Annotated in this window: 25 protein-coding genes and 1 tRNA gene; 18 read left to right on the plus strand and 8 right to left on the minus strand. The window is 57.8% G+C overall.

Translation table 11 applies throughout. The annotated features are described in order from the left end of the window. Positions 1–11: 11 nt before the first annotated feature. A complete protein-coding gene (locus QMQ05_RS02315) occupies positions 12–605 on the plus strand; it encodes a helix-turn-helix domain-containing protein (RefSeq protein ID WP_345472685.1) in 594 nt (197 codons plus the stop codon). Then, a complete protein-coding gene (locus tag QMQ05_RS02320) occupies positions 596–1,144 on the plus strand; it encodes a DUF6036 family nucleotidyltransferase (RefSeq protein WP_345472687.1) in 549 nt (182 codons plus the stop codon). Before QMQ05_RS02315 ends, QMQ05_RS02320 begins: the two co-directional genes overlap by 10 nt. Here the strand turns inward: QMQ05_RS02320 and moaA are convergent. After that, positions 1,141–2,181 carry a GTP 3',8-cyclase MoaA gene (moaA, locus tag QMQ05_RS02325; protein ID WP_345472689.1) on the minus strand — a complete coding sequence of 347 codons (1,041 nt, stop codon included), beginning with the start codon at positions 2,179–2,181 and terminating at the stop codon, positions 1,141–1,143. The genes QMQ05_RS02320 and moaA overlap by 4 nt on opposite strands. 111 nt (positions 2,182–2,292) lie before the next feature. On the opposite strand from moaA, the gene modA reads away from it, so the two are divergent. The 9 genes from modA to QMQ05_RS02370 all read left to right on the plus strand — a co-directional run bounded on the left by modA (position 2,293) and on the right by QMQ05_RS02370 (position 10,142). Beyond that, positions 2,293–3,063 (plus strand): molybdate ABC transporter substrate-binding protein, encoded by a 771-nt coding sequence (gene modA, locus QMQ05_RS02330; protein ID WP_345472691.1) that lies wholly within the window; start codon positions 2,293–2,295, stop codon positions 3,061–3,063. Beyond that, positions 3,056–3,862 carry an ABC transporter permease gene (locus QMQ05_RS02335; RefSeq protein WP_345472693.1) on the plus strand — a complete coding sequence of 269 codons (807 nt, stop codon included), beginning with the start codon at positions 3,056–3,058 and terminating at the stop codon, positions 3,860–3,862. Before modA ends, QMQ05_RS02335 begins: the two co-directional genes overlap by 8 nt. A 14-nt stretch (positions 3,863–3,876) precedes the next feature. Beyond that, complete coding sequence (locus tag QMQ05_RS02340; RefSeq protein ID WP_345472695.1) at positions 3,877–4,599, plus strand: ATP-binding cassette domain-containing protein; 723 nt, start codon at positions 3,877–3,879, stop codon at positions 4,597–4,599. Continuing rightward, positions 4,596–5,837: a molybdopterin molybdotransferase MoeA gene (locus tag QMQ05_RS02345; RefSeq protein WP_345472697.1), complete on the plus strand. Its 1,242-nt coding sequence runs from the start codon at positions 4,596–4,598 to the stop codon at positions 5,835–5,837. Before QMQ05_RS02340 ends, QMQ05_RS02345 begins: the two co-directional genes overlap by 4 nt. Then, the gene (gene mobA / locus QMQ05_RS02350) at positions 5,834–6,418 is read left to right on the plus strand and encodes a molybdenum cofactor guanylyltransferase (RefSeq protein ID WP_345472699.1); all 585 of its coding nucleotides are present in this window, start codon (positions 5,834–5,836) and stop codon (positions 6,416–6,418) included. The genes QMQ05_RS02345 and mobA overlap by 4 nt, the downstream gene beginning before the upstream one ends. Positions 6,419–6,429: 11 nt before the next feature. Further along, on the plus strand, positions 6,430–6,702 hold the full coding sequence (locus QMQ05_RS02355; protein ID WP_345472701.1) for a DUF6457 domain-containing protein: 273 nt from the start codon (positions 6,430–6,432) through the stop codon (positions 6,700–6,702). A gap of 95 nt (positions 6,703–6,797) precedes the next feature. After that, entirely contained in the window at positions 6,798–8,243 is a 1,446-nt protein-coding gene (locus QMQ05_RS02360) for an HNH endonuclease (RefSeq protein WP_345472703.1), read from the plus strand. Positions 8,244–8,299: 56 nt separating this feature from the next. After that, positions 8,300–8,842: a YaeQ family protein gene (locus QMQ05_RS02365; RefSeq protein ID WP_345472705.1), complete on the plus strand. Its 543-nt coding sequence runs from the start codon at positions 8,300–8,302 to the stop codon at positions 8,840–8,842. Positions 8,843–8,939: 97 nt separating this feature from the next. Further along, entirely contained in the window at positions 8,940–10,142 is a 1,203-nt protein-coding gene (locus tag QMQ05_RS02370) for a glycerophosphodiester phosphodiesterase family protein (RefSeq protein ID WP_345472707.1), read from the plus strand. A 51-nt stretch (positions 10,143–10,193) separates the two neighbouring features. On the opposite strand, the gene QMQ05_RS02375 is transcribed toward QMQ05_RS02370, so the two are convergent. Both QMQ05_RS02375 and tadA read right to left on the minus strand, forming a co-directional pair. After that, positions 10,194–10,284: transfer RNA gene (locus QMQ05_RS02375), tRNA-Ser, on the minus strand. Positions 10,285–10,378: 94 nt separating this feature from the next. Beyond that, complete coding sequence (gene tadA, locus QMQ05_RS02380; RefSeq protein ID WP_334121932.1) at positions 10,379–10,855, minus strand: tRNA adenosine(34) deaminase TadA; 477 nt, start codon at positions 10,853–10,855, stop codon at positions 10,379–10,381. A 124-nt stretch (positions 10,856–10,979) separates the two neighbouring features. Between tadA and upp the strand changes: the two genes are divergently transcribed. Further along, positions 10,980–11,627 (plus strand): uracil phosphoribosyltransferase, encoded by a 648-nt coding sequence (gene upp / locus QMQ05_RS02385; protein WP_058256283.1) that lies wholly within the window; start codon positions 10,980–10,982, stop codon positions 11,625–11,627. Between the two features lie 30 nt (positions 11,628–11,657). On the opposite strand, the gene QMQ05_RS02390 is transcribed toward upp, so the two are convergent. Further along, entirely contained in the window at positions 11,658–13,175 is a 1,518-nt protein-coding gene (locus QMQ05_RS02390) for a sensor histidine kinase (protein WP_345472711.1), read from the minus strand. Next, on the minus strand, positions 13,172–13,912 hold the full coding sequence (locus QMQ05_RS02395; RefSeq protein ID WP_058256285.1) for a response regulator transcription factor: 741 nt from the start codon (positions 13,910–13,912) through the stop codon (positions 13,172–13,174). Before QMQ05_RS02395 ends, QMQ05_RS02390 begins: the two co-directional genes overlap by 4 nt. 618 nt (positions 13,913–14,530) lie before the next feature. Between QMQ05_RS02395 and QMQ05_RS02400 the strand changes: the two genes are divergently transcribed. From QMQ05_RS02400 to QMQ05_RS02415, 4 genes are all read left to right on the plus strand, one after another. Further along, a complete protein-coding gene (locus QMQ05_RS02400; protein WP_345472713.1) occupies positions 14,531–15,316 on the plus strand; it encodes a winged helix-turn-helix domain-containing protein in 786 nt (261 codons plus the stop codon). A 69-nt stretch (positions 15,317–15,385) separates the two neighbouring features. After that, entirely contained in the window at positions 15,386–15,913 is a 528-nt protein-coding gene (locus QMQ05_RS02405) for a SixA phosphatase family protein (RefSeq protein WP_345472715.1), read from the plus strand. A gap of 217 nt (positions 15,914–16,130) precedes the next feature. Next, positions 16,131–17,258: a DUF1611 domain-containing protein gene (locus QMQ05_RS02410; protein WP_345472717.1), complete on the plus strand. Its 1,128-nt coding sequence runs from the start codon at positions 16,131–16,133 to the stop codon at positions 17,256–17,258. Then, positions 17,216–18,847 (plus strand): ABC transporter ATP-binding protein, encoded by a 1,632-nt coding sequence (locus tag QMQ05_RS02415; protein WP_345472719.1) that lies wholly within the window; start codon positions 17,216–17,218, stop codon positions 18,845–18,847. Before QMQ05_RS02410 ends, QMQ05_RS02415 begins: the two co-directional genes overlap by 43 nt. Here QMQ05_RS02415 and QMQ05_RS02420 read toward each other — a convergent pair. Genes QMQ05_RS02420 through QMQ05_RS02430 form a run of 3 tightly spaced genes read right to left on the minus strand, consistent with a single transcriptional unit; the run spans position 18,801 to position 22,563 of the window. Next, entirely contained in the window at positions 18,801–19,409 is a 609-nt protein-coding gene (locus QMQ05_RS02420; RefSeq protein ID WP_345472721.1) for a TetR/AcrR family transcriptional regulator, read from the minus strand. The two genes, QMQ05_RS02415 and QMQ05_RS02420, sit on opposite strands and share 47 nt — an antisense overlap. After that, the gene (locus QMQ05_RS02425) at positions 19,409–21,739 is read right to left on the minus strand and encodes a YhgE/Pip domain-containing protein (protein WP_345472723.1); all 2,331 of its coding nucleotides are present in this window, start codon (positions 21,737–21,739) and stop codon (positions 19,409–19,411) included. The genes QMQ05_RS02420 and QMQ05_RS02425 overlap by 1 nt, the downstream gene beginning before the upstream one ends. Further along, the gene (locus tag QMQ05_RS02430; RefSeq protein WP_345472725.1) at positions 21,736–22,563 is read right to left on the minus strand and encodes an ABC transporter ATP-binding protein; all 828 of its coding nucleotides are present in this window, start codon (positions 22,561–22,563) and stop codon (positions 21,736–21,738) included. The genes QMQ05_RS02425 and QMQ05_RS02430 overlap by 4 nt, the downstream gene beginning before the upstream one ends. A 317-nt stretch (positions 22,564–22,880) precedes the next feature. On the opposite strand from QMQ05_RS02430, the gene QMQ05_RS02435 reads away from it, so the two are divergent. After that, entirely contained in the window at positions 22,881–24,797 is a 1,917-nt protein-coding gene (locus QMQ05_RS02435; RefSeq protein ID WP_345472727.1) for an ExeM/NucH family extracellular endonuclease, read from the plus strand. A 269-nt stretch (positions 24,798–25,066) separates the two neighbouring features. Continuing rightward, positions 25,067–26,398: an ABC transporter substrate-binding protein gene (locus QMQ05_RS02440; RefSeq protein ID WP_345472729.1), complete on the plus strand. Its 1,332-nt coding sequence runs from the start codon at positions 25,067–25,069 to the stop codon at positions 26,396–26,398. Positions 26,399–26,401: the final 3 nt, after the last annotated feature.

Genomic DNA, 26,401 nt, shown 5'->3' on the forward strand with positions numbered 1-26,401 from the left:
ATAATGTTGGCATGAAAACGATAGATTCCGCTCAAACGCTAGGCCAAGCCATTCGCGGGGCGCGCATCGCGCGTGGGCTCAGCCAGCAAGCATTGGCTGAGCTGAGTGGACTATCTCGGAAATACATTGGCGATCTGGAATTGGGTAAGGAAACAATTGAGCTGGGGGCCGCGCTGAGGGTGGCGGCCACCATGGATATTGTGTGGAACGCACCGGCTGAAACGCCACAGGCCGTCTTAGATCAGGCAGCACGAGCCATTGCTCAAGAAATTAATAACGACGATTCGCGGTTTGCCCTGCAACTTGCGATGGATTGCTTCCTGAGGCTCAAGTCGATGAAGCCCTTCCGACTCAAAAAGCCGCCGACGACTGGATCGCAACATTTTGATGCGCTGCTTGCGGCTGGGGCCCGAGAGGTCCTTGATCACCACCACTCCACACCGCCACGCTGGGGGTCGAAGCTTGCAGATCCTTGGTTCCCGGCCGAAGATCGCATGGAATTGACCGATGAGTTTCGGGCACTGACCATCAAGCGCACGCCTCGGCGTTTCGCAGAATTCAATATCTTCCTCAAGGACAATTCCTTGGACCAGCTATGCGTGTAGAACTGGCCCTGGATGATATCCGGGAGCTCTTAAACGAGCTCTACTCCAGGTTGGAAGCTAGCGGAATACAGGAGACTATTTCCCTAGTTGGTGGTGCCGCCATGGCCTTATCCGGTATGGATCGACGCGTCACGATTGATATTGATGGATCATATTCTTCGGTGCTTGCCATTGAAAAGATCGTGCAGGAAATTGCTGACGAGCGCGGGCTACCACGAGACTGGTTGAACTCTTCTGCCACTGCATTCATTCCCGCGGGTGCGAGTTGGATACCAATAACCGTGGGCGGTAAATATCGCCTCGAACTAGCTTCACCACAGACACTGCTCGCCATGAAACTCAGTTCGGCCAGAGAGCGAGATATGGAGGATCTCAGCTTCCTGATTGCACGATTAGAAATCGCCGACCCGCAGGAGGCCGCGAAAATCGCTGAAGACCTCTACGGGGATGACGACGTGGCTTATTCGCCCCTTGCCCGGCAAGACGCTGAAATCGTCGCCGCGCAGGCCATCAAGCACGCCCGCAAAAATTTCCGCTAACCCCCGATATAGGACATCTCGATGCGTTTGCGATTGCCCGGGGTCAGTGCGGCGCGCAGCTCGGAATAGTTATCATCACGCTTCCGCCAATGCCCGGTCAGCGCCTTCGCCAAGTGATCATCGCTGATTCCCTCGCGCATCAGCTTGCGCAGGTCATATCCGGACCCGGCAAACAGGCAGGTGTAGAGCTGGCCTTCGGCGGAAACTCGCGCGCGGGAGCAATTGCCACAAAAAGCATTGGTGACACTGGAAATCACGCCAATTTCCCCGGCACCATCGGTATAGCGCCAGCGATTGGCCGTTTCGCCCGGTTCGGTCTTGGTCACCGGCTGAAGATCCCAACGCTCATTGATCATCGAAACTACCTCGGCCGAGGGCAAGACCTCATCAAGCTTCCACCCGTTGGTGGTGCCCACGTCCATATATTCGATGAAGCGCAGGATGGCTCCGGTGCCGCGGAAATGCTCGGCCAGTGTCAGGATCTCATCGTCATTAACCCCGCGCTTGACCACGGTATTAATCTTTACCGGACCTAGCCCGACCTCTTTGGCCACCTCAATGGCTTCAAGTACGCGGGATACCGGGAAGTTCACGTCGTTGATGGCTTTGAACTTCGCATCATCGAGCGAATCCAAGGAAATAGTCACGCGGTTCAGGCCCGCATCCTTCAGCGACTGCGCCATTTTAGGCAGGGCCGAACCATTGGTGGTCATCGCCAGATCCACCGGTGCACCTTCCGGGGTGCGTAACTGTGCAAGCTTCTGAACTAGTTCGGTGATGCCGCGGCGTAACAAGGGTTCGCCACCGGTCAGCCGTAATTTAGTGACCCCCAGCGAAACACTGACCCGGGCCAGGCGTTCGATCTCTTCAAAACTCAGCAGTTCCGAACGCTCACGAAAAGCGAAGTCACGGCCGAAAATTTCCTTGGGCATGCAATACACGCAACGGAAATTGCACCGGTCGGTGACCGAGATCCGCAAATCATGCAGGGGCCGCCCGCGGGCGTCGGTGATATCCCCCGCGGGTGAAACTGTCATAACTACCAGCTTAACCGCCCGCGCAAGGTGGTGGAAGCTCGATGACTAAAACAGCAAATCAACGCACGAAAGTTGTAGCATGGGGCACAAAGCTTAACCAATGGAGAACATATGCGCGTATCTTGGCCGAGGGCTGCCCGATTATTGCTGGCAGGCACCGCCGCCACCCTAGCGCTCTCCGGTTGCACCAGTGATCAACCCGCACAGCAAGAAAGTATCACCGTTTCGGCGGCCGCCTCATTACACGGAGCTTTTGAGCAGATCGCCAAGGAATTTCAGGCCGAGCACCCCGAGGTGAAGATCGCCGGCATCAACTATGACGGGTCCTCCAGCCTAGCGACCCAGATCGTCGAAGGGGCCGAAGTAGACGTTTTTGCCTCCGCGGACGAAGCGAATATGGCCACGGTCACCGAGGCTGGCTTCGGTCATGAACCGGTCATTTTTGCCAGCAATACGCTGGTGATCGCCGTGCCCAAAGGCAATCCCGCCAACATTACAGCGCTCGAAGATTTAGCCGACGCCAATACCGTGCTCTGCGCCTCGCAGGTGCCTTGCGGAAATGCCTCCGCGCAGCTGCTGGAAAATGCTTCGGTGAGCGTGAAACCGGTCAGTGAAGAGCAAAACGTGAGCGCGGTGGTGCAGAAGGTGGCCGCCGGGGAAGCCGACGCCGGGTTGGTTTACGCCACCGACGTGCAGGACGATTCCCAGCTTGCCGCGATCGTGCCCGAGGGGGCGGACGAGGTTGTCAACAGCTACCCGATCGCCACACTGACCGATCAGCCAGGGGCCCAAGAATTCGTAGACTTCGTGATCGGCGAGCGTGGCCAAGCGATCCTCACCGACTACGGCTTTGGCAGTGGGGCGGCCCAGGGCAATGGCTAGCGATACCGGGCTGCGCGTACCGGCCTTCACCCTGGCCCCTGCGGTGCTGGGGCTGGCCCTGTTGATTTTGCCCCTGCTGGCCCTGATTGGCCGGGCCAGTTGGTCCACCCTGCTGGCTGATGCCACCAGCGAGCAGGCGGTATCCGCGCTGTGGCTGTCTTTACGCACCGGGGTGGCGGCCACCGCGCTCTGTGTGCTGCTCGGGGTGCCATTAGCGCTGCTGATCGCCCGCAGTAGCCCGAAGGTCGCCCAACTTTTGCGTGCGCTGATCGCCGTGCCACTAGTCTTGCCGCCAATGGTCGGCGGGGTTGCGTTGCTCTTCCTCTTTGGGCGCACCAGCCCGATCGGCCAACTGATCGATTCACTGTGGGGGATCACCCTACCCTTTTCCACCGCGGCCGTGGTGATCGCCCAAAGTTTTGTGGCCCTACCTTTTCTGGTGCTCTCGGTGGAAGGCTCACTGCGTTCGGCCGGTACCGGGTACGAGCAGGCCGCCGCGACCCTGGGCGCCGGACGCTGGATGGTCCTTTCCCGCGTCACCCTGCCACTGGCCGCCCCTGGCCTGGTCGCCGGGGTGATCCTGTGCTTTGCGCGGGCCATCGGCGAATTTGGGGCGACCGCACTATTTGCCGGCAACGCTCCGGGGATCACCCAGACCATGCCGCTGGCGATCTACACCGCGTTTAACGGCGCGGGCACCGGGCGGGACACCGCGGTGGCACTCTCCCTGTTGTTGCTGGCCACCGCCGTGCTGGTGCTCTTGTGCGTGCGGGCTTGGCGTCCGGGGGCGATCAAATGAGGCTCCGGGCACATGTGCAGGTACCGCGCACCGGGTTTGAGGTCAACGCGGAATTTCAGGTGCGCGCCGGGTCCACCTTGGCGATCATGGGCCCCAGCGGTGCAGGCAAGTCCACCATCGTGAACGCGATCGCCGGCACCCAGAAAATTGCTGGCGGGCGGATCGAACTTGATTCAAAAGTCTTGGCCGACGAACACCAGCACCTGGCCCCGCACCTGCGCGGGGTGGGACTGCTGAGCCAGGAACCGCACCTGTTCCCGCATATGGACGCGCTGAAGAACATTGCTTTTGGGGCACACGCTTCGGGGATCGCTAAACCGGCGGCCTTGGAAATGGCCCGAGGGTGGCTGAAACGACTGGGCCTAGAAGAGCTGACTCATCAGCGTCCGGCCGCGCTCTCTGGCGGGCAACGCCAGCGCATTGCCCTAGCCCGTGCGCTCGCCGCCCGACCCAAGCTGCTCTTGATCGACGAACCCTTCGCCTCCCTGGATGTGGAGGCCGCCATGGATATGCGCCAACTGGTGCGTGATGAGCTCACCCGCACCTCAACCAGCGCCATCCTCATTTCGCACTCCGCCGCCGACACCCAATCGCTGGCCGACGAACTGGTGGTCCTAGACCGCGGGCAGATCGTTGACTCAGGCAGCGTGCAAGAAGTTTTTGCCAACCCGGTCAACCGGTTTATGCGCGCCGTGGTTGCCACCCTTCCTGCCGCCGCCCAGAAAGAGCGAGAATGAAGCACCAGCGCGATGAAGCCATCAGCGTCGACGAACACCTGGCCCGGCTACTTGACCTCGTCCACCCGCTCACCGTGAAGACCGTGCCGATCAGCCCGGCCCTACACGGAGCGGTGCTCGCCAGCGATGTCTTCGCCGGGCACGCGATGCCCTTGTGGGATAACTCCGCGATGGACGGGTTTGCGGTGCGCAGCGCCGACACGGCTAACGCCCCAGCGACCTTGGAGGTGATCGGCGAAGTTCCTGCCGGCAGTAGCTGGGACCCGGAACTTTTAGCAGGTCAGTGCGTGAAGATCATGACCGGCGCCCCACTGCCCAGCACTGCCGATGCGGTGGTGCGCATCGAGGACACCAGCGCCGCGACCACTGGCTGGGATGTGTCCACCGTGCAGGTCAATCTGCCGGTACCCGCTGGCAAGGACGTGCGTGCAGCCGGTGAAGACCGCACTGCTGGCGAGCTGATCGCCCGCACCGGCGAAGAACTGACCGCGGCCCGACTCTCCGCGCTGGCAGCTGCCGGGGCCAGCGAACTGAGCGTACGCACCTCGCCTCGGGTCGCCGTGTTGATCACCGGCGCCGAATTGCGCTCGCCGGGTGAAGAACTGGCCCGCGGTCAGATCCCGGAGAGCAATTCCTTCCTGATGTCCGGGCTGCTTGCCGAATCGGGCATCACCGCGGCCACGATCGCGCACTGTGTGGACGACGAACACCTCGTGCGCGCGAAGCTTGCTGAACTTTCCGCCACGCACGACGCGATCCTGAGTACCGGCGGGGTGGGCCCGGGGGATTATGACGTGATGCGCAAGGTGTTGGCCGATCAGCCTCGTGTTTACGCCACCCGCGTGCGCGTACGGCCAGGTCAGCCTCAGTGCGCCGGCCGGTTAATCGGTGGCGCGATGATTTTTGCCCTGCCCGGAAACCCGGTCAGCGCCGCGGTCAGCTTCGAACTCTTCGTGCGCCCCGCACTGCGCGCCATGCAGGGTCATGGCCAGCTGCAACGCCCCCGACTGCAGGCCGTGGCTGCCGTAGGGTGGAGCACCGCAGGCAACCGGTTGCAGGTTTTGCCCATCGTGTTCGAGCACGGCCAGAGTCTGCGCTGTGCCCCCGCAGTGGCCGCCGGGCGCATCTCCCATTCGGTCGGAGGCTTCGGCGCTGCCCAAGGCTACGCGCTGATCCCCGACGGCATCCAACAGGTACACCCAGGTGACACCGTCGAGGTACTACGGACCGCGCCATGACCATCACCTTCGACGCCCTCATCCTCGCCGGCGGCCGCGGCACCCGGCTCGGCGGTGCGAACAAGCCTGAACTATTGCTGCACGGCCAGCGCCTCGTAGATCGGGTCATCGATGCTGCCCGTCGTGCAGGGGCACAGCGCGTGGTGGTGATCGGCGATTCGCCCGCCGGCACCAAGGCCGACGCCCTCGTGCGAGAAGACCCGCCCTTCGCCGGTCCGCTGGCTGGCATCGCCGCCGGAATCGCGGCCGTGGATCACCCCTGGTGCCTGATTTTGGCCTGCGATCTTCAGCACCCCGACGCGGTGATCGGCACCCTCCTGGAAAACCTCGATCGCCGCGCCGCCGACGGAATGGTGCTGCGCGATGCTCAAGGCTACCTGCAGTGGCTGGCCGGCATATATCGCACGACCGCCGTCGCCGACGCTTGCACTGAACTCGGCGATCGGCTGGTCAACGCCCCAGTGCGCGCCTCCTTGGGCACACTGGATTTGGCCGAACTGCCGGTGGATGATGAAACCACCAACGACATCGATACTCCGCAGGCTCTAGAACGCGCCCGCAACAATGAAACCCAACAATGAAAAGGACTAACGTGGCTGTACATTTGCCTCCCGAAGCACTGACCGAATGGCTCGAAGCCGCCACCGAAGAACTCGGCCTGGACGCCACCGAAGTCGACATCGCGACGGTATTGGACGTTGCCAAGCACGTGGCTCACGAGGTCGCCCGCCCTGCCGCACCATTGAGTACCTTCTTACTCGGCGTTGCTTTGGGCAGTGCCAAGGGCGATCTGTCCGCCCTCTCGAAGCAATTGGTCTCACGCGCCCATCAATGGGCCGACGAACACCCGGACAAGGACGCTTAAGACGGACGAGTTTTCGAATTTTCCACGTCCGCGACCGAAATAACTCTTGTGAATAACCCCTGTTTTTAAAGGGATGTTGAGCGTATACTGGATATATGTTCGAAGACAATGAAGTGTTCGGTAGTGATTTCGAAGATACGGTTCCTGTGGGAACTACCTTCGCTAATACTCCATGTCTTTCTGAACAGGAAATGTCATTTATCAAAGAGGTGCTCGCCTCGGATGACCCTACTCTTAGCGTTTTAGCACTTCAGAAAATTGAATCTCAGACGGCTTTTCTCGCTTCGGTTCAAGCGCGAGTAACGGCTCATCTAGACGCTACTCAGGGCGGAACTCTTAATGGGCCGGCGACAGCTAAACAGCGCGGAACGGCTCATCAAGTGGCAATGGCACGTCGTCGCTCACAGAATGGGTCCCTGGCGTATGTGCGTCGCATGCGTTTCTTGATTGCTGACCTACCATATCTATTTTCGCGGTATCAGCATGGCGACTTCAGTGAAAAATTGATCATGGCCATCTTGGCTCCGCTGGAAGATATGAGCAGAGCAGAACGCCGAGAGTTTGATAGGTTCTTCGCCAAGGCTCCAGCCATGTTTGACACTGCCTCAGTTAGTGAGGCCCGTGATCTCTCCCAAAAAGCAGTAGACAAAGTCCGCGGTGAAAATCGTGATGAAGACATTGAACGCAAGACGAACCACCGCGGAGTTTCCTTCTTCAAAGGAAAAGACTGCGTCAAGTTGAACGCCAGCTTGCCTATCGAAGTGGGTATTGCGGTGGAAGCTTCACTTGAGCATGAAGCTCAGCAGCTGAAAAAGGCCGGCGATGAGCGCTCAATTTCTCAGCTCAAGGCAGATCTTTTGGTCTCGCGGCTCACCGGCCACCCCTCGGATAAGCCACTGCCTATAAAGCTGCACGTAAATCTTGTAATGACGGATATGGCTTTATTGATGGATGGGAACGAACCGGCCACAATCCCTGGCTACGGCACGGTGCCGGCAAACTATGCCAGGCGCTTGGTAGAAGCCTACGACGAGATTGATGATTGCTCCCCAATTTCAGAACTTGACCTGTTGCGTCGCAGAATCAGAGTCTTCCCAACGATACGGCGGCTCTACACCATGCCTGGTGGCCAGGATCTGGTGGCGATGGATTCTAAAGAGCGGCTCTTCAAAGGGTCATTACGCAAACTTCTGCAGCTAAGAGACCCTTACTGCCGCACCCCATATTGCAATAACAAACCTCGCCACGCAGATCATGTGCATCAGCACAGCAAGGGTGGGAAAACTAGCTGCAGCAATGGGTGCATGAAATGTGAATTCTGCAATTTGGCCAAAGAAGCTCCCGGATGGACTGAAGAAGTCGTTCGGGAATACCCTCATAAGATCAAGATCCATCCGCCCGGCGAAGTCACCTATGAATCCTCGCCACCGCCCATAATTGGCCTAGCGCGGATAGATAAATTGCTATCTGAACAGATCGATGGTCGGAAGAAGAATTCTCAAAACGTCCGTATCATTCGAATATTCCCCGAAGCATCCTAGATGCTGAACGGTGGATGGCGCTCAGCTGCGTCTCAACCGCTGTAAACTCGAGAACTATGGCTATCGGCGCGACTATGTACACTTTTGAGGTTCAACTTGCTGACGTAGATCGCGGGGTTTACGAGGATTTGTCACTGCGTGTGGCGCAACATCCGTCTGAAACAGACGCTTACATGATCACGCGAGTTCTTGCTTACTGCTTGGAATATGAAGAAGGTATCGCTTTCTCGGCCGGTGGAGTATCAACTGGTGAAGAGCCAGCGATTCTTGTCAAAGATCTGACCGGACTTATCACGGCGTGGATTGAAGTCGGTGCGCCAGATGCCCAACGTCTACATCTTGGAAGCAAGCGCGCAGACCGCGCTGCAATCTATACCCATCGTGATCCGGAGAAACTGCTTTCGGCGTGGCGCGGCAAGACTATCCACCAGGCTGAAGACATCCGTTTTAGATCTTTTGATCCCAGCTTCATCGATGACGCCGTGCGTTGCCTAACACGCAGAAACACGATGTCCGTTTCGGTAACTGAGGGCCAGATCTATCTTGAGTTGAACGGGACAACTTTGGAGACAACGTTCAGCGAACACGTCATTGATTAGGAAAGATTAATCTTCGCTTCAACTTTGCGTGAAGTGAAGGTCATGCACGCACGAAAGCATGTTGGGTGTTCATCAACGACACCAAAGGATACCCAACATGAAACTGCGCAGTATCACCCTTGGCGTGGCAACTCTCTGCCTCGTTGCTGGAATTTCAGTCCCAACAGTCGCCGACGACAGTGAGACCTCCAAAGGCAACCCATTAGTTATTGGGCACCGCGGCGCTGCGGGCGTGGCACCAGAAAACACTTTGGAAGCAATCAGAACCGGAAGTCAGTCCGGCGCTGATTTCATTGAAATCGACGTACAGCTTTCAAAAGACGGGGTGCCGTTCATTTTCCACGATGGCACACCTGCTCGCACCACCAACGTTGAAGACATCTTTCCGGATCGTGCCAATGATCCGATTACCTCGTTCACATGGGAAGAACTACAACAATTGGATGCAGGCTCATATTTCTCAGACAAGTTTATCGGGACCAAAATCCCGCGCTTTGACGATGTTCCTGGATCCTTGACTGGCCAGACTGGCGTGTTCATTGAGATCAAAGATCCCGCAAAATCTCCAGGGGTCGAGCAGGTAGTCGCCGATGCGCTGGCCAACGAAGACCAATGGAATTCCTTGCTCCGTGCGGGAAAGATCGAAGTTTTGGGTTTTGATGCCGCCTCCAATGAGCGTTTTGCCCAGTTGGCTCCCGACGTGCCTTTGCAACAACTTACCGGAACCGTACCGTCTGCTCAGGTGCTTGAGCACTACGCCACTTACGCAGACGCTTTTGGTACCAGCTACCGCACCCTTGATGCTGCCGGAGCGAAACGTGTGAAGGATGCGGGGTTGGACCTAGGCGTTTACACGGTCGATGCCACTGAAGTTGCAGACGAAGCATTGGCTTTAGGCGTTGAACGCATTACCGGCGACTTTCCGCAGCAAATCGACCGTCACCTCGACGGGCAAAAGGTATTCCCTGCAAATAATGGTGTAGTGATTTCGGATGCCATCAACGACGTGCCAGGCAGCGACGTAACCCCGGAAAACGGCGAACACGTTATCTTGGAGAACACCGGACATCGCACCATTGACGTCAGTGGCTACTTGATTCGTGATGCTGCTAATAATAAGTTGCAGGTCGGCGACGGCTACGTCTTGAAGCCGGGTGAGAAACTACGCGTGTACCCCGGGCCAGGAACCAATAGCGATGATGCGTTCTACCTAGGCGGTGCAGCGATACTGAACAATGGGGGAGATTCACTGGCACTGTGGGATGCCAAGGGCAAGCTCGTAGACCTATTCTCCAACTAGCACTCAGGCAAAGTAAAACCCCGTAGATTCGTTGAATCTACGGGGTTTTCTTGGCGGTGACGGTGGGATTTGAACCCACGGTACGGGGTTACCGTACACAACATTTCGAGTGTTGCACCTTCGGCCGCTCGGACACGTCACCAGACCTGATAACTCTATACCGAACCTAAGGTGAATACAAAAACGAGAACCCAATAATCCGGCTGAAGTGGTTCGAAACACACGAATTGACGGGTTTAGCCGCGTTTTGCCCGGAAAAATTGCCGCAAGAGCTCCGCGCATTCCTGTTCTTTCACCCTCGAATAGACTTCGACCCAGTGATTGAGTCGGGGTTCGCGAACAATGTCGAACACTGATCCGCAGGCTCCGGCCTTTTCATCCCACGCGCCGAAGACCAGCCGTGGAATTCTTGAAAGCACGATCGCTCCGGCGCACATGGCACAGGGCTCAAGGGTCACCACCAGGGTGCAATCCTCTAGACGCCACCCGTCGCTTTCACCTCGTGCTTCCAGCGCGCGTACTGCATTGCGAATGGCCACGACTTCCGCGTGAGCGGTGGGGTCTTTGATCGCCTCGCGTTCATTGCGTCCGGTGGCAAGCACCTGACCGTCGGGGGAGAAGATCACCGCGCCGATGGGGACATCATCGGTGACTAGAGCCGCGCGTGCTTCACTCAGCGCGAGGTCCATCCAAGCATCGTATTCGTGCACCATAGTGCTTTTACTCTACGTGCTTGGGCCTCATTCCTGTTTCTTTGGGCACATCATTATCGTTTATGAGCGGAAATTCGGGGTTTTCTATCGATTCGAGCATAGCGGTGCTGATAGATTTCTACTTATGCGCGTACAGGTAGTCGACCACCCGCTGGTGGCACACAAGGTTTCGGTTCTTCGAGATAAGAACACCCCGTCTTCGATCTTCCGTCAGCTCACTGACGAACTGGTAACCCTGCTTGCTTACGAGGCAACCCGCGAGGTGAGAACCGAACGAGTTGAGGTTCAGACCCCGGTTGCTACCACCGTTGGCACTGCTATTGCCAAGCCAACTCCGTTGGTTGTTCCTATCTTGCGCGCCGGGTTGGGCATGCTTGAAGGCATGACCCGTCTGGTGCCTACCGCTGAGGTCGGCTTCCTGGGTATGGCTCGCAATGAAGAAACCCTGGACATCATCACCTATGCCGACCGCGTGCCTAACGACCTGACCGGCCGACAGGTATTCGTGCTTGACCCGATGCTGGCTACCGGTGGAACCTTGGCTGAAGCCATTAAGTTCATTTTCGATCGTGGCGCCGAGTCCGTGACGTGCATCTGCCTGATCGCCGCCCCTGAGGGCGTGGCCCGCTTGGAAGAAATCCATGGGGACGACGATCGAGTACATGTTGTGCTCGCTTCGTTGGACGAGAAACTGAACGAAAAGTCGTACATCATTCCAGGTCTGGGCGATGCCGGTGACCGCCTGTACGGCGTCACCCCACCGATTGCCTAACCGCATCAAGCTTTAGCCCTCAGGCCACGATCACTTGATCGTGGCCTGAGGTGTTTCTGGCTCGGTTTCCTCATCCGCCAGTGGCAGACGAACCTCGAAGACCGTGTTGCCCGGTTCGGAGCGTACCGAAATGCTACCGCCGTGAGCTTCGACGATGCTCTTGGCGATCGGCAGGCCCAGCCCGGTGGTGCCATCGGATCCGGATCGAGCCTTATCGGCTCGGGTGAAGCGTTCGAACACCTTGGGGAGGAACTCAGGCGCGATGCCTTCGCCGGTGTCGTGCACTTCAAGTACTGCTTCGTCGGTGTCATCGTCCTGGTCAATGGTCACGGTGACGGTATTGCCCGCGGAGGTGTGCTTGCGCGCGTTGGCCAGCAAATTGGTGATGACTCGGCGTAGCGCGGCTGCGTCACCAAAGACCGTTGTTTGTTCAGCGAGGCATTCGAATTTCCAATGATGGTCGCTGGCGGTGAGCTTGAAATCTTCGGTGATATCGGCGGTGAGCATGCTCAGATCCAAGCTACTGCGCTTAAACGAACTTTCTTCGTCCAAACGAGCCAACAGCAACAGATTCTCCACCAAGGTTCCCATGCGGCTACTTTGCTGAAGCACGCGGTCTACCGAGCGTTGGCCGTCTGGCGAGAAGTGCTCGGTGGCCGATAGCAATTCGGTGTAACCGCGAATTGAGGAGAGCGGGGTGCGCAATTCGTGCGAGGCATCGGCCACAAACTGGCGCATCTGGGCCTGCGACTTTTCGCGAGCGGTCAGCGCCGTGGAAACATTGCTAATCATGGCGTTCAGCGCATTGCCGACGTTGCCCACTTCGGTCCCGGGAACAGCATCGGCAGCTGGCACCCGCTGGGTCAGCGCGACCTTGCCTGAATCCAGATCCTCTTCTGCCACGGACGCCGCCACGGAGGCCACGCGCTTCAAGGAAGCTAGGGAACGGGAAATCAACCACGACCCAGCCAACCCGGCACCAGCGATCAAAATCAACGCGATAAATAGTGTCAGCCATGCCATCCCGCGCAGCGCCATGTCGGTGCTGTGTAGTGGCAATCCGACGATCAGGATGCCATTGGATCCAGAATCTTTGACCGCGACGAGGTAGTAGTCGCCGACCGTCAGGTGGGCGCGTACCGGGTGGAAATTATCGCTGTCCTGATGAACGTCGCTGAGCTCAAGATCTACCATCGGGATGGCATCTTCCTGGCTGAGCTGTTGCAATTCACCGGTGCGCTCATCAAGCACTCCGCCATTGAAGACGTACTTATCAACGAAGCGCGCGGTGAGCGTGCCCGCGGACTGCCCTGGTGCATCCAAGCGAGAGTTCACCGCTGGCGCGCCCTGTGAGTAATTCAGCGCGCGCTCGGTCGTCAACCGCAACTGGCTGTTGAGCTGATCCATCAGGGTTTGGCGCATGCCCGCGTTGTAGAGCACACCCAACAAGACGGAGACAGCGGTCAACGAAGTCAGCAGGATCAACAGGAGTTTGCGCTGCAAGGAGTGGGGGGAACTGACCTTGGTACTAGGGGAGAAAAAACTCATGCCGCCGGCTTCAGTACGTAGCCAACGCCACGTACGGTGTGGATCATTGGCTCTGCGTCAACGTCGATCTTCTTGCGCAGGTAGGAGATGTAAAGTTCGACGATATTTGCCTGGCCATCGAAGTCGTAGTGCCAGACGTTATCAAGGATCTGGGACTTGGAAACCACGCGACGAGCGTTGCTCATCAAGTAGCTGAGCAGATCAAACTCGGTGGCGGTCAGCGAAATGTCACGGCCAGCACGGGAGACATCGTGGGAGTCCATGTTCAAGACCAAATCACCGACGACCAGTTCGGCAGAGTCTGCTGCTGCGGCGCCCGAGCGCTCCACCAAACGGTGCAAGCGGATCAGCACCTCTTCGAGGCTAAATGGCTTGGCGACGTAGTCATCGGCGCCTGCGCCCAAACCTTCGATGCGATCTTCGACCGCGTCCTTGGCGGTGAGGAACAGTACGGGAATCTCGGGGAAGTGGGTGCGGACCTTGCGTAGCACTTCTGGGCCGTCAAAGCCGGGCAGCATCCAGTCCAAGACAAGAACATCTGGTGCCAGGTTACGTGCGGTGGCGACGGCTTCTGGACCATCGTGTGCGACGGTGGCTTCCCAGCCGAGCATGCGGGTTCCCATGGAGACTAGTTCGGCCAGCGATGGTTCGTCGTCGACTACGAGGACTTTAATGGGGGTGCCATCAGGATGGGTGAGACGGGGCAATTGCGAAGGTGAAAACCGAGATTCATTCATGTTTAAAAGCGTCTCCTATTGCCATGGGGTAAGAATATGTTTTTGCTGTGCGGGAGCTATGACTGTATGTCGAGTTTATGCAGGAAAATTGCTGATGGATAGTGCTTAATTTGGTCAACTTTGCCGATCGGCGAATGATTGAAGTGTGGACAGCGTGTCGCCATGAATGCTTATACATCGCAATGAATGGACCAGTCGATGTGTTCTATTGGTGACTAGAGTATTGAACATATTGCTTAGTTAAGCGCTTAGATACCCTCGATATGGCTAACGTGGCGTGCATCACCTTTGAGCATTATTGTCTCACTATGTGGACATGCCCCTGGTTTGTTACTTGCAAGTTGACAATGTTACGAGGAAACTAGAGGTGTGAGTACGGCGCAGAACAGCAAAAAGTATCCCGGCGGACAGCCGTGGCGTACCGATGCAAGTTGCAATCGAATGCTCGGCGTCAGCGAAAGATAAATGGAATTTACGAGTAATTCGTAATCGACATCTTGTCAGTCGCTGACGGGGAACCCAACTGCTGAACGTGGACGAAGGCCGCGAACAGCGCAAGCAAAACCCGAAGCACGAGCGCCAAACCACTTGGCCTTCGCACTAAAAGAGGAAAACATCATGTCGGCTGGATCCGGATACGTCCACGTTTCAATTCGCAACGCGCAGAACCGCGCAGCTGCTGCACAGCGCCAGGCCACTGGCAACTATGCTCCAGCAGGTTATCGCCCACTGCGTGCAGTTTCTAACGTTCATGAAACTCGTGAAACAACGCATCAGTCGACCAACGCTCCGGTACAGGCAGCCGGTCAGGCCAGCGCAGATACCTCGGCACGAGGATTTGTCCTGTATGTCGGACTAGACGAAGCCGCAGCGCAGGCACAGGGCACCTCGCTGGGCAAGCTGGCGACCCAGGTTCGCGCGTTCTTGGCCACCCTCTCACCACAAGCACAGACCCATGCTGCTGTTGCACTGGCACCAACCAGTGCCCAGGGTGAACCCATTGACGTTGTCCGTCAGGCATTGGGTGACCCAACGGTTTCGCGTCGCCCACGCACCGAAGCTCGTCCGAGCACTCCACGTCCTTCGGGCGTGCTGATCGACCTGTCACGTCGAGAAGTGTACCTGGACGGTGAAACGCTGAACCTAACCTTCAAGGAGTTCGAACTGCTGAACTTCCTCGTTGAAAACGGTACTCGCACCGTGGGTCGCGAAGAACTGCTTGAAAACCTGTGGCGCAATGCCGAAGAGGTTCCCAACGAGCGCACCATCGACGTGCATATCCGTCGCCTGCGCTCCAAGCTTGGGCGCTTGGCTAACACCGTGCGCACCGTGCGCGGTCAGGGTTACCGCTTCTATGAGCACCCAGAAGTTGTCGTTTGGGCAGCACCTGAATACTCGATCTAAGGTCGTTTCCCAGTAGCGGCGGGCAAACCATATTCGGTTTGCCCGCCGCTACTGTCTTAAGCTGAGAATATGAATACCATGCACACGCGTAAGTTGATCTTGATGCGCCATGCCAAGTCCGACTATCCATTGGGACTGGCCGACCATGATCGCCCCTTGGCCGCGCGCGGAAACCGTGAGGCTCCCTCGGCTGGCGCGTGGCTCGTGGAGAACGATCTGATACCGGACTACATTCTGTGTTCGGATGCGTTACGTGCACGTTCGACCTGCGCATGGGTGCTTTCTGAGCTGGGCGAAAAGGGGCCAACGCCCTATGTGGACTCCAGGATCTATGGTGCAGGGGTGTCTGAGCTGTGTTCCATTATCAACGAAGTGCCCGATACCGTCAGTACTTTGCTGGTCATTGGACACCAACCCATCCTTCAAGAACTCGCCTTGCGATTGGCATCGGTTGATTCGGATGAGGAAGCCGTCTACGAGTTGGCGATGAATTATCCGACGTTGGGGACTACCGTATTGGAAACCAACTATTCGTACTCGCATCTAGATGCGCGGGATGCCCGGGTGACGCATTTCGTAGCTCCCCGGCCCGAATGAGAAAACTCTCACCGAATATTTTCTTATGCACTAGTCAAAGAGCATTATTTGGATGATCTGGGGTTATGAAAACCCTCTCATCTCTCCCACGGGAAGACACCAGCTTCAGTTCATCTTTGATTAACCATTACTCGTTTCACTGAACACTGTTGGCAGCACCGCCAACACCGTAGCACCGAAAAGTGCCACGGTTCATGTGTGAAAGAGGAATGGGACTATGGCCGTCATCGCAGAAACACTTCCAGCTCAGAGCAGCGTTGCCCGTGATGAAGTGCACCAGGTTTTGGACGCACCACGTGCCCAGAGCATACGAGTCGCCTACACCACGCGTTTTGTGGCCGCAGAAGTCCAGCGCAATCCCCAAGACTTCCAGATCCTCTACCGGGCGTCAATGGTTCCTTCAGCAGGGGATGTGGTGATCGCGAAGGTCAGCGAACTAGGTAAGCACACCCGTTTGCAATCCCCGGTATCCCGGCGCCAACTGATGTTTGTCGGACAAGAAATCATGGTCGCCTACGGCCATCGCTATGCACCGGACCAGTTCCTGGCCCACGTTCCCAAGGATTTGGGGCCATGCCAGTTGGTGGCCTCAGGCGGCGTGGCCAGTGAAGTGATCGAACAGCATGCCTCCATCGATCAGGCCACGCAACTAGAGCCAGTGGGTTTGCTGATGCGCCACGGTCAGGTAGTTAACCTCGCAGACTTTGCACCCCTAGACATCAACAACGAATCACCGCAGGCTGCACAATCCGGAGCCGTGCACCCGCCGGTCATCGCAGTGTTGGGAACCTCGATGAACTCCGGAAAGTCCACCACCCTAGGGTGCCTCGTCAATGGGCTGGTCAATGCAGGATTGAACGTTGCCGCGGGCAAGGCCACGGGAACCGGCGCCGGAAATGACCCGAACCTGTTCACCGATGCCGGGGCCTTCAGCGTCTGCGACTTCACCGATTTCGGCTTCCCGACCACCTACCGTTTGGAGTACGAGACGGTGCGCTCGCTGCTGGTGGCGATGATCCGAGAGCAAAGTGCCACGGGTGCCGATGCGGTCGTCATCGAAATTGCCGACGGACTATTCCAGGGTGAAACCTCGCGGCTTCTTGCTGACCCGATCTTTACCCAGCATGTGGATCGGGTGCTCTTTAGCGCGCAGGACTCGTTAGGTGCACAGGCCGGCGAGCGTATTTTGCTAGAAGCAGGTGTGGATCTCGCTGCGGTCTGCGGGGTGGTGACCGCGTCACCATTAGCTACCCAGGAAGCTCAGGCTCAGCTGTCCACACCGGTGATCGGCACCTACGAGCTGTGCCGGGCCGAGGTGGCCGTCAGTCTGCTACCGGCCAAGTAATGTTGCCCCAGCTCTACGCTCCCGGGCGACGCAAGTTGCTGGCACAACTGGTCAGCCTTGGTATCACCGCGGGGTTGTTCTCCTTAGCCATTGGCTGGCTGATCGGCCAGCTAGCTGGCGGTTTTAACCTCTGGCTAGCGCTGCGGGTGCTGGTATTGGTGGCCGGATTCTTTGTGGCGAAGTTTCTGGAACGGGTCCTGGCCGAGAAACTTGGCCAGAACTATGTGGCGGAATTACGGCGCGGGCTGGTGACCCATGCGCTGCTGAGCGAACGTGGACCATCGACCGGAATCACTATCGCGCGTTCCACCAATGATCTGTCCTCGATCCGCAATTGGATCGTCTTTGGAATGGTGCCATTAATGGCGGGCCTGCCGTTATTGCTGGTCAGCGGGGTGGGGCTGTTCGCGCTGCACCCCCTGCTGGCGGCAAGTTTGGGATTGACCCTGGCGCTAGAAGCGGTGTTTTTGTTCGGGCTAGCTGGTGGAACTTTTTCCAGTGCCAGGACTCTGCGCCGGCACCGAGGTAACTTGGCTGCCCGAATTGCGGACACGGTGGCGGCGAGGACCGCGATCTCTGCCGGTGGCGGGGTTCAGCGTGAGGTGGCGCGGGTCCAGAGCAGTGCGCAGAAGGTCGTCGACGCGTCAGTGCATCGGGCGCGCTATGCTGCGGCTCTGCGATCCTCGGCGTTGGCCGTGCCGCTGTTGGGCACGGCGCTGGTCGTCTCGGTGTGCCAGATGTTGGGGTTGCCGGGATCTGCGGTGGCCAGTGCCCTGACCTTGATGGGGATCTGCGCCGGGAGCCTGGGCGAATGGGGTAAAGCGGTAGAATACCGACAAAATTACAAGGCCGGACGCCGGATCATCGCACCTCTGCTAGCGCAGGAAGCACAATTTTCCCGGGCCGGGACACCGCTGGTCAGTACCAGGGATGCTAAGGAATTCATGGGGCAATTTTCGGCCGTGCGAATTCAGTTTCCAGTCGATGACTTCGGCCAGTTCCCGGTACTGCGGGCTCAGCCCGGTGAACGCATACACATCGTCGGGGCAGAGCGCCAGCGCACGAGGTTATTGACCGCGATCGCTACCGGAAGCCTGGGGAATCTGGGTGCGAGCCACTACGGGGTGTGGGTTGCCGAGGGGCGCAGTGAGGATTTGCTGCCGACCACTCGACGCAAGGTGATCGGTGCGGCCTTGGAAAGTATGGTCCCGGAACGTGGCACTCTTGCCCGGGCCCTACGGTATCGTCACCCCTCAGCTTCCGTGGAAAAAGCGTTGGACTTGGCCAAGAAGTGTGGGCTGGATCTAGAAGCATTGCCGCAACGGGAAGCAACGCGGTTGCGGCGGGGCGGGGAGCCGTTGGAACCTGGCCAGCAGGCGGCACTGCTGGTGGCTCGCGCCCTGTTGCGTGAGCCACCGGTGCTCGTGCTCGATCAGCTCCTGACCCGGCTGCCACTCACCGGCTACCAGTATGTGGTGCAGCGGGTGAACAACTACCCGGGAGTGGTGATCTTTTCCGGGGCGCTGCCGGGGATCGAAGCGACTAGTTTGTGGTGCGAGGCCGGGTTGCCAGCAAACCATCAACCGTGAGCAGGATCGCGCGAACCACTTGCTCATGGGCCAGATCATCGCGCCGCGTACTACTCATCCGAGCGGTGAACAGGGCCGCACCGAAGATCGTGCTGGCCACCGGTAGTTTTTCGGCCTGATCAAGGTGCACCAGTCGATCGAGCACTTCGATGAGCAGGGCGGTGACCTGGCGGTGCAACGGGCTCTGCGCAAAGTCGCTGGACTTGTCCGATTGCAGCTGTTCCTGCATCCACAATTGGGCGAAGGACGGATAACCGGTGACAAACTCCATGGCGAACTCGATCATAGACTTCAGCGCCTGATAAGGATCATCGTCCTTGGCCAGTTGCGTTAGCTGATGCATGAGTTTGCCCGCACCGTATTCCAGAATCTGGCTGACCAGTTCGTCCTTGGAACCGAAGTTGTAGTACACGGTCCCCTTGGACACCCCTGCGGCAGCGGCAATCTGATCGACCGAGACAGCCTCGGGGGAACGCGAACCGAGCAACTCCATCGCGGCCTCAAAGAGCCGTTCCTTGGAATCGGTGGTGCGAACTCGACGACGAGCACCTGGAAGCATCATTATTCCTTCAACTCCGGCTGCAGTGTTTTCAGGGTCCAGGTCTTGCCCTTACGTACCGCAAGCATGCTCAGCAAGAGCCCGATCGCGGTGTAGATGAGCAAGGAGCCTGCGACCGCGGAGAGCACATTCAATTCCGCTCCGTACACCAGGTGACGTAGTCCGACGACCACATTACCCATCGGCAAGATCTGGTGCAGGAAGTGCAATGGCGCTGGCAGTGTCTCCCACGGGAAGGTACCGCCGGCGGTGACCAGCTGTAGCACCATCAAGACGAGCACCACAAACTTGCCGGCAGTTCCTAGCAGGGCGAAGCAGCCTTGGATGAGGGCGCTGAAGCACAGGGCGGCGAGGACCAGAAGGAACCATGCCATCCATGGGTGCGCGGTGTGTAGACCCAGTCCGAAGTGCACCACTGCGTAGAGCAAGCTGGTCTGGATCACGGCAATCGCGGCGAATGGTATCCAACCACCGAGCGAGATCTTCCAGTTGCTGCCGTTAGAGAGTAGCGCGCGCTTGGTAATGGGTCGCATTACCTGGGTGAGGATTAGTACACCGATAAAGGTCGCCAGCGTCATGAAGAATGGGGCTAGACCCTCACCATAGACCTGGACTTCAGACTGCTTGGTGTTCTCTACCGTCACCGGGTTACCGATCACGTCGGAGAGCTCTTCACTGGTCTTCTTATCCGGGTTAGGAACCTGCTTGACGCCGTCATCCAAGCCCGTGGCCAGCTCGTTGGAGCCATCTTGGAGCTTGGTGGTACCGTCGGACAGATCCCCGACACCATCGGAAAGCTGGACCAAACCGCTGTGGAGCTGGTCGGCGCCGGTCACCAGAGAACCGGCTCCGGAATCCAGTTTCTTGGCTCCCTCGGAGGCCTGGGTTGCACCGGTCAGTGCGGACTTCTGGCCTGCGGCCAACTGCTTGGCACCGTCGTGGGCGCTGTTGGCGCCGGTGGCAAGCTTCGCTGAGCCGTCAGCGGCCGAGGAAATTCCGTCAACGAGGCTTGGTACCGCAGCGTTCAGCGTCTTGGTGCCCTGGGCAAGGGTGCCCAGGCCGGTAGCGAGCTGTTCGTTACCATCGGCGACTTTGTCGGCACCATCCGAGAGCGTGTGCAGGTTATCTTGCAGTCCTGCAAGGCCGGTGTTGACCTTGTCCACCTTGTTCTTCAGGGTGTTGCTTAGCGTCGAGTTCTCCACGCTGTCGCTGACCTTGGACTTGATGGTGTCTGCCTGCTCTTGGGTCAGCACTCCGTCGGTTACCAGCTTGTCCAGCTCGGCCTGCGTATCGGTTTTGACGTTCTGCAGTTGCTTGTCGGTTTCGTCCTGCAGCTCGTTGATCACCGAGATGGCGTCATCGGCGGTGTCGGAGAGCTTCTTGTTTCCATCGGCGACCTGACGTGCGCCGGTGGCCAACTGGTCGGCAGCGCTCTTGGCGCTCTGGGCGCCATCGTTGAGCTGTTTGACCGAGCTTGGCAGGGTCTTGGTTTTGGACTTCATGGTGCTCAAACCATCGCTGAGCGTATCGGCACCCGTGGCTAGCTCGCCGGTGCCATCGGCCAGAGAATTGCTGCCATCGAGCAGTTTCTTCTGGCCGGTGACCAACTGAGAAAGGCCACTGGAAAGTTCGCTGGTTCCGTCCTTAAGCTGGACGGCACCGTCGGAAAGATCGCTGCTGCCATCAACAAGCTTGGTGGTGCCATCGGCCAGGGTCACGATGCCATCACCTAGGGTGATCGTGCCGTCGTAGAGCTGTTGTGCGCCGTCCGCGGCTTTGTCCATGGAGCTGTGAATGTCTACAAAGCCGGCGATCATCGCTGACGCGGTTTCGGTGCCGACCTGTTCGGAGACCGAAGTGCGCACCGAGGTGGTCAGGGTCCTTGCGAAGTTGGAGACCATGAAGTTATTCGCGTCATTGGTCAGCAGCTCAATATTGGCCTGGCTGGCATCTTTGAAGTCGCCGGGGGACAGCAGCGCAGCGGTGAAGTTATCGGGCAGAACCAGGGCGAAGGCGTATTTGCCGCTGGCCACCGCGTCGGCGGCTTCGTCTCTCGAATCGAGATGCGCCCAGCTGAAGGTCCCATCGTCTTCGAGGTTCTCAACGACATCGTCGGCGACACGGGTGAATTTGCCGTCCTTTTCCCCGCCGTCATCGAGATTAACGACGGCCGCGGTGACCTTGTCCAAGTTCCCCTGAGGGTCCCAGTTGGCGTAGAGGTAGAGGGCACCATAAAGCAGGGGCACACAGGTCACGGCAATGAGCGCCAGCTTTGGCAGGGTGCCACGGGTCATGCGCTTTAGCTCGGAGAGCGCAAGTTGCAAAGTGGTCATTCTTTTTCCTTCGCGTCGCTATCCTCTGCGACAGTTGGTTCTGCGTCGCTGTGTTCGGCCGGTGTGGATTCTTGCTCCGTTGCCTCTTGCTCCGCTGCCTCTGAAACGTCTAGATCCAGTTCATCTTGAACAGATTCTTGCGACAAAACCTCAGTTTTATCGGGTTCTTCTAGTTCTGCAGGCGCTTCAGAATTTTCGAGCTCTTCTGGCTCTTCTAGTTCTTCGGGTTCTTCTGGCTCTTCAACTAGAGGTTCTTCGGAGATGAGCGCGGTGGCTTCTTCCGGCGATTCAAATTCTTCGTATTCGTTGGATCCGAGATAAGTAATCGGTCCATCCCACTCGTAAGGGGCGTTACTGACAATTGCGACGACCGCGAATGCGCGGTTCGAACCAGCAAATTCAAGCAGGAGATCCAGCCAGACATCATCTTGCATGTCGTGGCGATCAGGAGAATCAAGGACGATAAGTTCGATGCGGGAGTCTTCTGCAGCCAATAAAAGTTGCAGTTCCAACCGTCGGGCAGGGTCTAGGGAATCTGCCCATTCTTTGGCCACATCATCGAACCCGTGCAGTGCCGTCCACTTCTTATTGCGTGGTTTTCTCCAGATCGGGCCCGGCAGAAGGGCGAGGTCTTCGGCGATGAGATCGCGGACCTTCATATGTGATTCAGGTTCGTTGACCTCTGGAGAATCCAGGAGGGCGGTGTGCTGGCGCAGGGTTTTCAGCGAGTCAGCGTGACCCCACGAGACGGTCCCCGCAGATGGTTTCATGCGCCCACTCAGGGCGAGGGCCATGGCGGTACGTGAGATTTGCGGGTCGGCCACCACAAGGTGTACCTCTCCGCGATTTACGTGAAGCGAGGTGGGGGGCACCAGTAAATCGTGGCGTCCCTTGACGGAAAGTGAGTCTGCGATAAGCACAAAACAAGACTAATTGAACTGACCGGTCAGTTCAATTAGGGAGAATATTCCTTTAATCACGTCTAGACGTAAACCGCTTGATGCTCTTGGATGGTTCTTGGCTAGGCCTTATAAACGCGGTGTGGAGTTCACGAGTAGTTCACTGAACTCTGATTACCTCGAAGCCTAGTCGCCATTGGCGGTTCTGACTACCGCCTAACGATCATCAACCGAGGGAACCTATGAGCAAGAGACGAACTACCAGTATTGCGGCAGTGTTGCTGTCTGGGGCTGTTGTTGCATCCACCTTCACGGCAGCTCAGGCTGACACAGTGGAGATCACCCCCATCGAGCAGGTGCAAGGTACGGGGGATACCTCCCCATTGGTCGGCCAAAAGACCACCGTACGTGGCGTGGTTACCGCCGCCTATGCAGAGGGTGGAATTCGCGGATTCTACCTACAAAGCGCCGGCAGTGGGGCAGAGATTCCAACAGAAGGAAGCTCGGCGGTGTTCATTTACGCCCCGGACGATGTAGCTTCAGTTGAGGTCGGGGACCACCTGCAGGTCTCTGGAACGGTCAGTGAGTACTACGGGCTCACCCAGATCAAAGCCCAGAGTGTGAAGTCCCTGAGTGAGCCGGCCGAAAGCGTTAAGCCATTGGCCATCACCTTGCCTAGCGACGAAGCCGGGCGTGAGCAGATCGAATCCATGCTCATTGAACCTCAGGGGGAGTTCACTGTCTCGGATAACTATTCGCTGAACCAGTACGGTGAACTGACCCTAGCCATGGGAACAAGCTCCATCCTGCCAGGGGAAAAGCTGCTGCGTCAGCCCACCGACGTCTTTGCTCCGGGCAGTGCGCAGGCCGCTGAGCTGGAGAAAGAAAACGAGCAGCGCTCGATCGTGGTGGACGATGGTGCCACCTTGAATTTCAGCACCGCCAAAAACACCACCGTTGCCCTGCCGTATATTGATTCCGCTCAACGCGTCAGTGTTGGAGCGGAAACCACCTTCACCGGACCGATGATTCTGGACTACCGGTATGACCTGTGGCGACTGCAGCCTCAGGGGCAGGTGATCGGCTCCGATGACGCAGATATCGCCCTGCACTTTGAGCAGATCGATAATAGTGCCCCACAGGATGTCGGCGGCAATGTGTCCGTAGGTAGCTTCAATGTGCTGAACTACTTCACCACTACCGGCGATGAACTTTCCGGTTGCAGTTACTACTCGGATCGCGAAGGCAATCCAGTGACCGTGCGCCAGGGATGCGATGCCCGCGGAGCTGCCAACCAGGCCAGTTTTGAACGTCAGCAGTCCAAAATTGTTGCTGCGTTGAGCAAATTTACCGCGGATGTCGTGGTACTGGAAGAAATTGAAAACTCGGCTCGCTTCGGCCAGGATCGTGATGCTGCCCTAGCTCATCTGGTGGATCAGTTGAACTCGGCCGCCGGTTCAAAGATCTGGAAGTTTGTCCCAAGCCCGGATGCTACCCCGGCTGATGAAGACGTGATCCGCACCGCAATCATCTACCGCAACAAAGCTGTGAAGCCGATCGGCGAATCGGTCATTCTCGAAGACGAGGCCTTTGATAATGCGCGCGAACCACTGGGTCAAGCCTTCCAGAAGGTCGGCGGAAATCAGAAGACTCGTTTTGTGGTCGTAGCCAATCACTTCAAGTCGAAGGGCTCAGACCCGAAGGATGGTTCGGGCAACGCTGACTCCGGCGATGGTCAGGGTGCCTGGAACGCCGATCGAGTTGATCAGGCTAAGGCGCTGGTTAGTTTTGCGGAGCAGCTGAAGAAGTCACGTAACACCCAGAAGGTCTTGCTCGCTGGCGACTTCAATTCCTACGCTGCCGAAGATCCAATTCGAGTGCTCGCCGAGGCGGGCTACGTTGATCTCGGTGCCAAAGCTGACTCGCAGAGCTACGTTTATGGTGGGCTGAGCGGTTCCTTGGATCATATTCTGGCTTCCCCAGAGCTGGCTTCCAAGGTCACCGGCCAGGATATCTGGAATATCAACGCCATCGAATCCGTCGGCTATGAATACAGCCGCTACAACTACAACATCACCAACCTGTTTAGCTCGAACCAGTACCGTTCATCGGATCATGATCCGGTTCTGGTCGGATTGCAGTTGAACAAGAAGGGCTAGCATTAGCTAGTTCAATCGGCCAGATAACTTTCCTTGGGGTAGTTGTCTGGCCGATTTTTTCGTTAAGGGTTGACAAGCAGAATCCATCGTGGAGAATTATGGAAGAAGTTTTGTGAGAGCGCTCACAAAATAGCTAAGCGGAGTTGCTGTCATTGCCATGGCAAATGGGGTTCAGGAAGAACCCTCATATTTTTGCCACATTTTGAGAGCGCTCTCAAAATATGTTGGTCTCACCTCACTCGCACAAACAAGACTTGAATGGAGTCACCGTGAACCCCTCACGAACAGCTCGGCTAGCCAAGGTTGTAGCCCTGAGCTCAAGTATTGCCCTGCTCGCAGCAGGCTGCGCATCGGGCGATAGCAAGGACGCCGCCCAGCCAGCCTCCGCGGATAATCCTGTCACCCTGACCATCACCACCTTCGGCACTCAGGGATTGGATCCCTTGTACAAGCAGTACGAAGCCGATAACCCAGGCATCACCATTGAAGCCACCAACATTGATACCGGTGGCAATGCACTGACCGACTGGAAAACCAAGCAAGCAGCCGGCGCCGGACTGCCCGATGTTCAAGCCGTAGAAGAGGGCTGGCTTGGCCAAGTCATGACCGTTTCAGATAGCTTCACCGACCTCAACGAGTACGGTGCCAAAGATATCGCCGGCGACTGGGTGGACTGGAAAGTAAAGCAGGCCACCGACGCTGAAGGCCGCACCATCGGCTACGGCACCGACATTGGACCAATGGGGCTGTGCTACAACAGCAAGCTCTTCAAGGCAGCCGGTCTGCCCAGCGATCGCGAACAGGTTGCCGAACTCTTCGGCGGCGCCGACTCCACGTGGGATGACTTCTTCTCCGTGGGCGAGGACTACGTGAAGAAAACCGACAAAGCCTTCTACGATCAGTCCGGTTTTGTTTGGAACGCCATGGTCAACCAGCTCGACGAAGGCTACTACAAAGCCGATGGCTCACTGAACATTGAGGGAAACACCGCACTGCGTGAGCGGTGGGACCAACTTTCGGCTGCAGCGTCCAAGGGACTGTCCTCGGCACAGACCCAATGGGACTGGGGCAAGGGACAAGCATTCGTCGACGGCTCCTTCGCAGTGATGCCATGCCCAGGCTGGATGTTGGGCAACGTCAAGGGCCAGGTTGAAGGCGCCGGTGGTGACGCATCGGACGGTTGGGACTTTGCCGATGTCTTCCCAGGCGGTGCAGCTAACTGGGGCGGTGCATTCCTGACGGTGCCAAGCACTTCCAAGCATCCCGCTGAGGCGGCCAAGCTCGCGCAGTACCTGACCAACGCCACCTCGCAGGCGACCTCCTTCGAAGAAGCCGGAGCCTTCCCAAGCAACATCGAAGCACAGAAGTTCAAGGCCGTTACCGGTGAGAACGAGCTGACCAAGTTCTTCAACGGTGCACCGATCGGTGAAATTCTCTCCAACCGCGCCGAAGGCGTCAAAGCACAGTACAAGGGCGCGGATGATTCGGTGATTCAGGAGCAGGTCTTCGGCCCAGCAACTATCGCCATTGACAAGGGCACTGACGGGGACACCGCGTGGAACACGGCCCTGTTAACGCTGCAGGAACTGGAAATCAAGTAATCG

Source organism: Glutamicibacter sp. B1, assembly GCF_039602135.1.
GTDB lineage: Bacteria > Actinomycetota > Actinomycetes > Actinomycetales > Micrococcaceae > Glutamicibacter > Glutamicibacter ectropisis.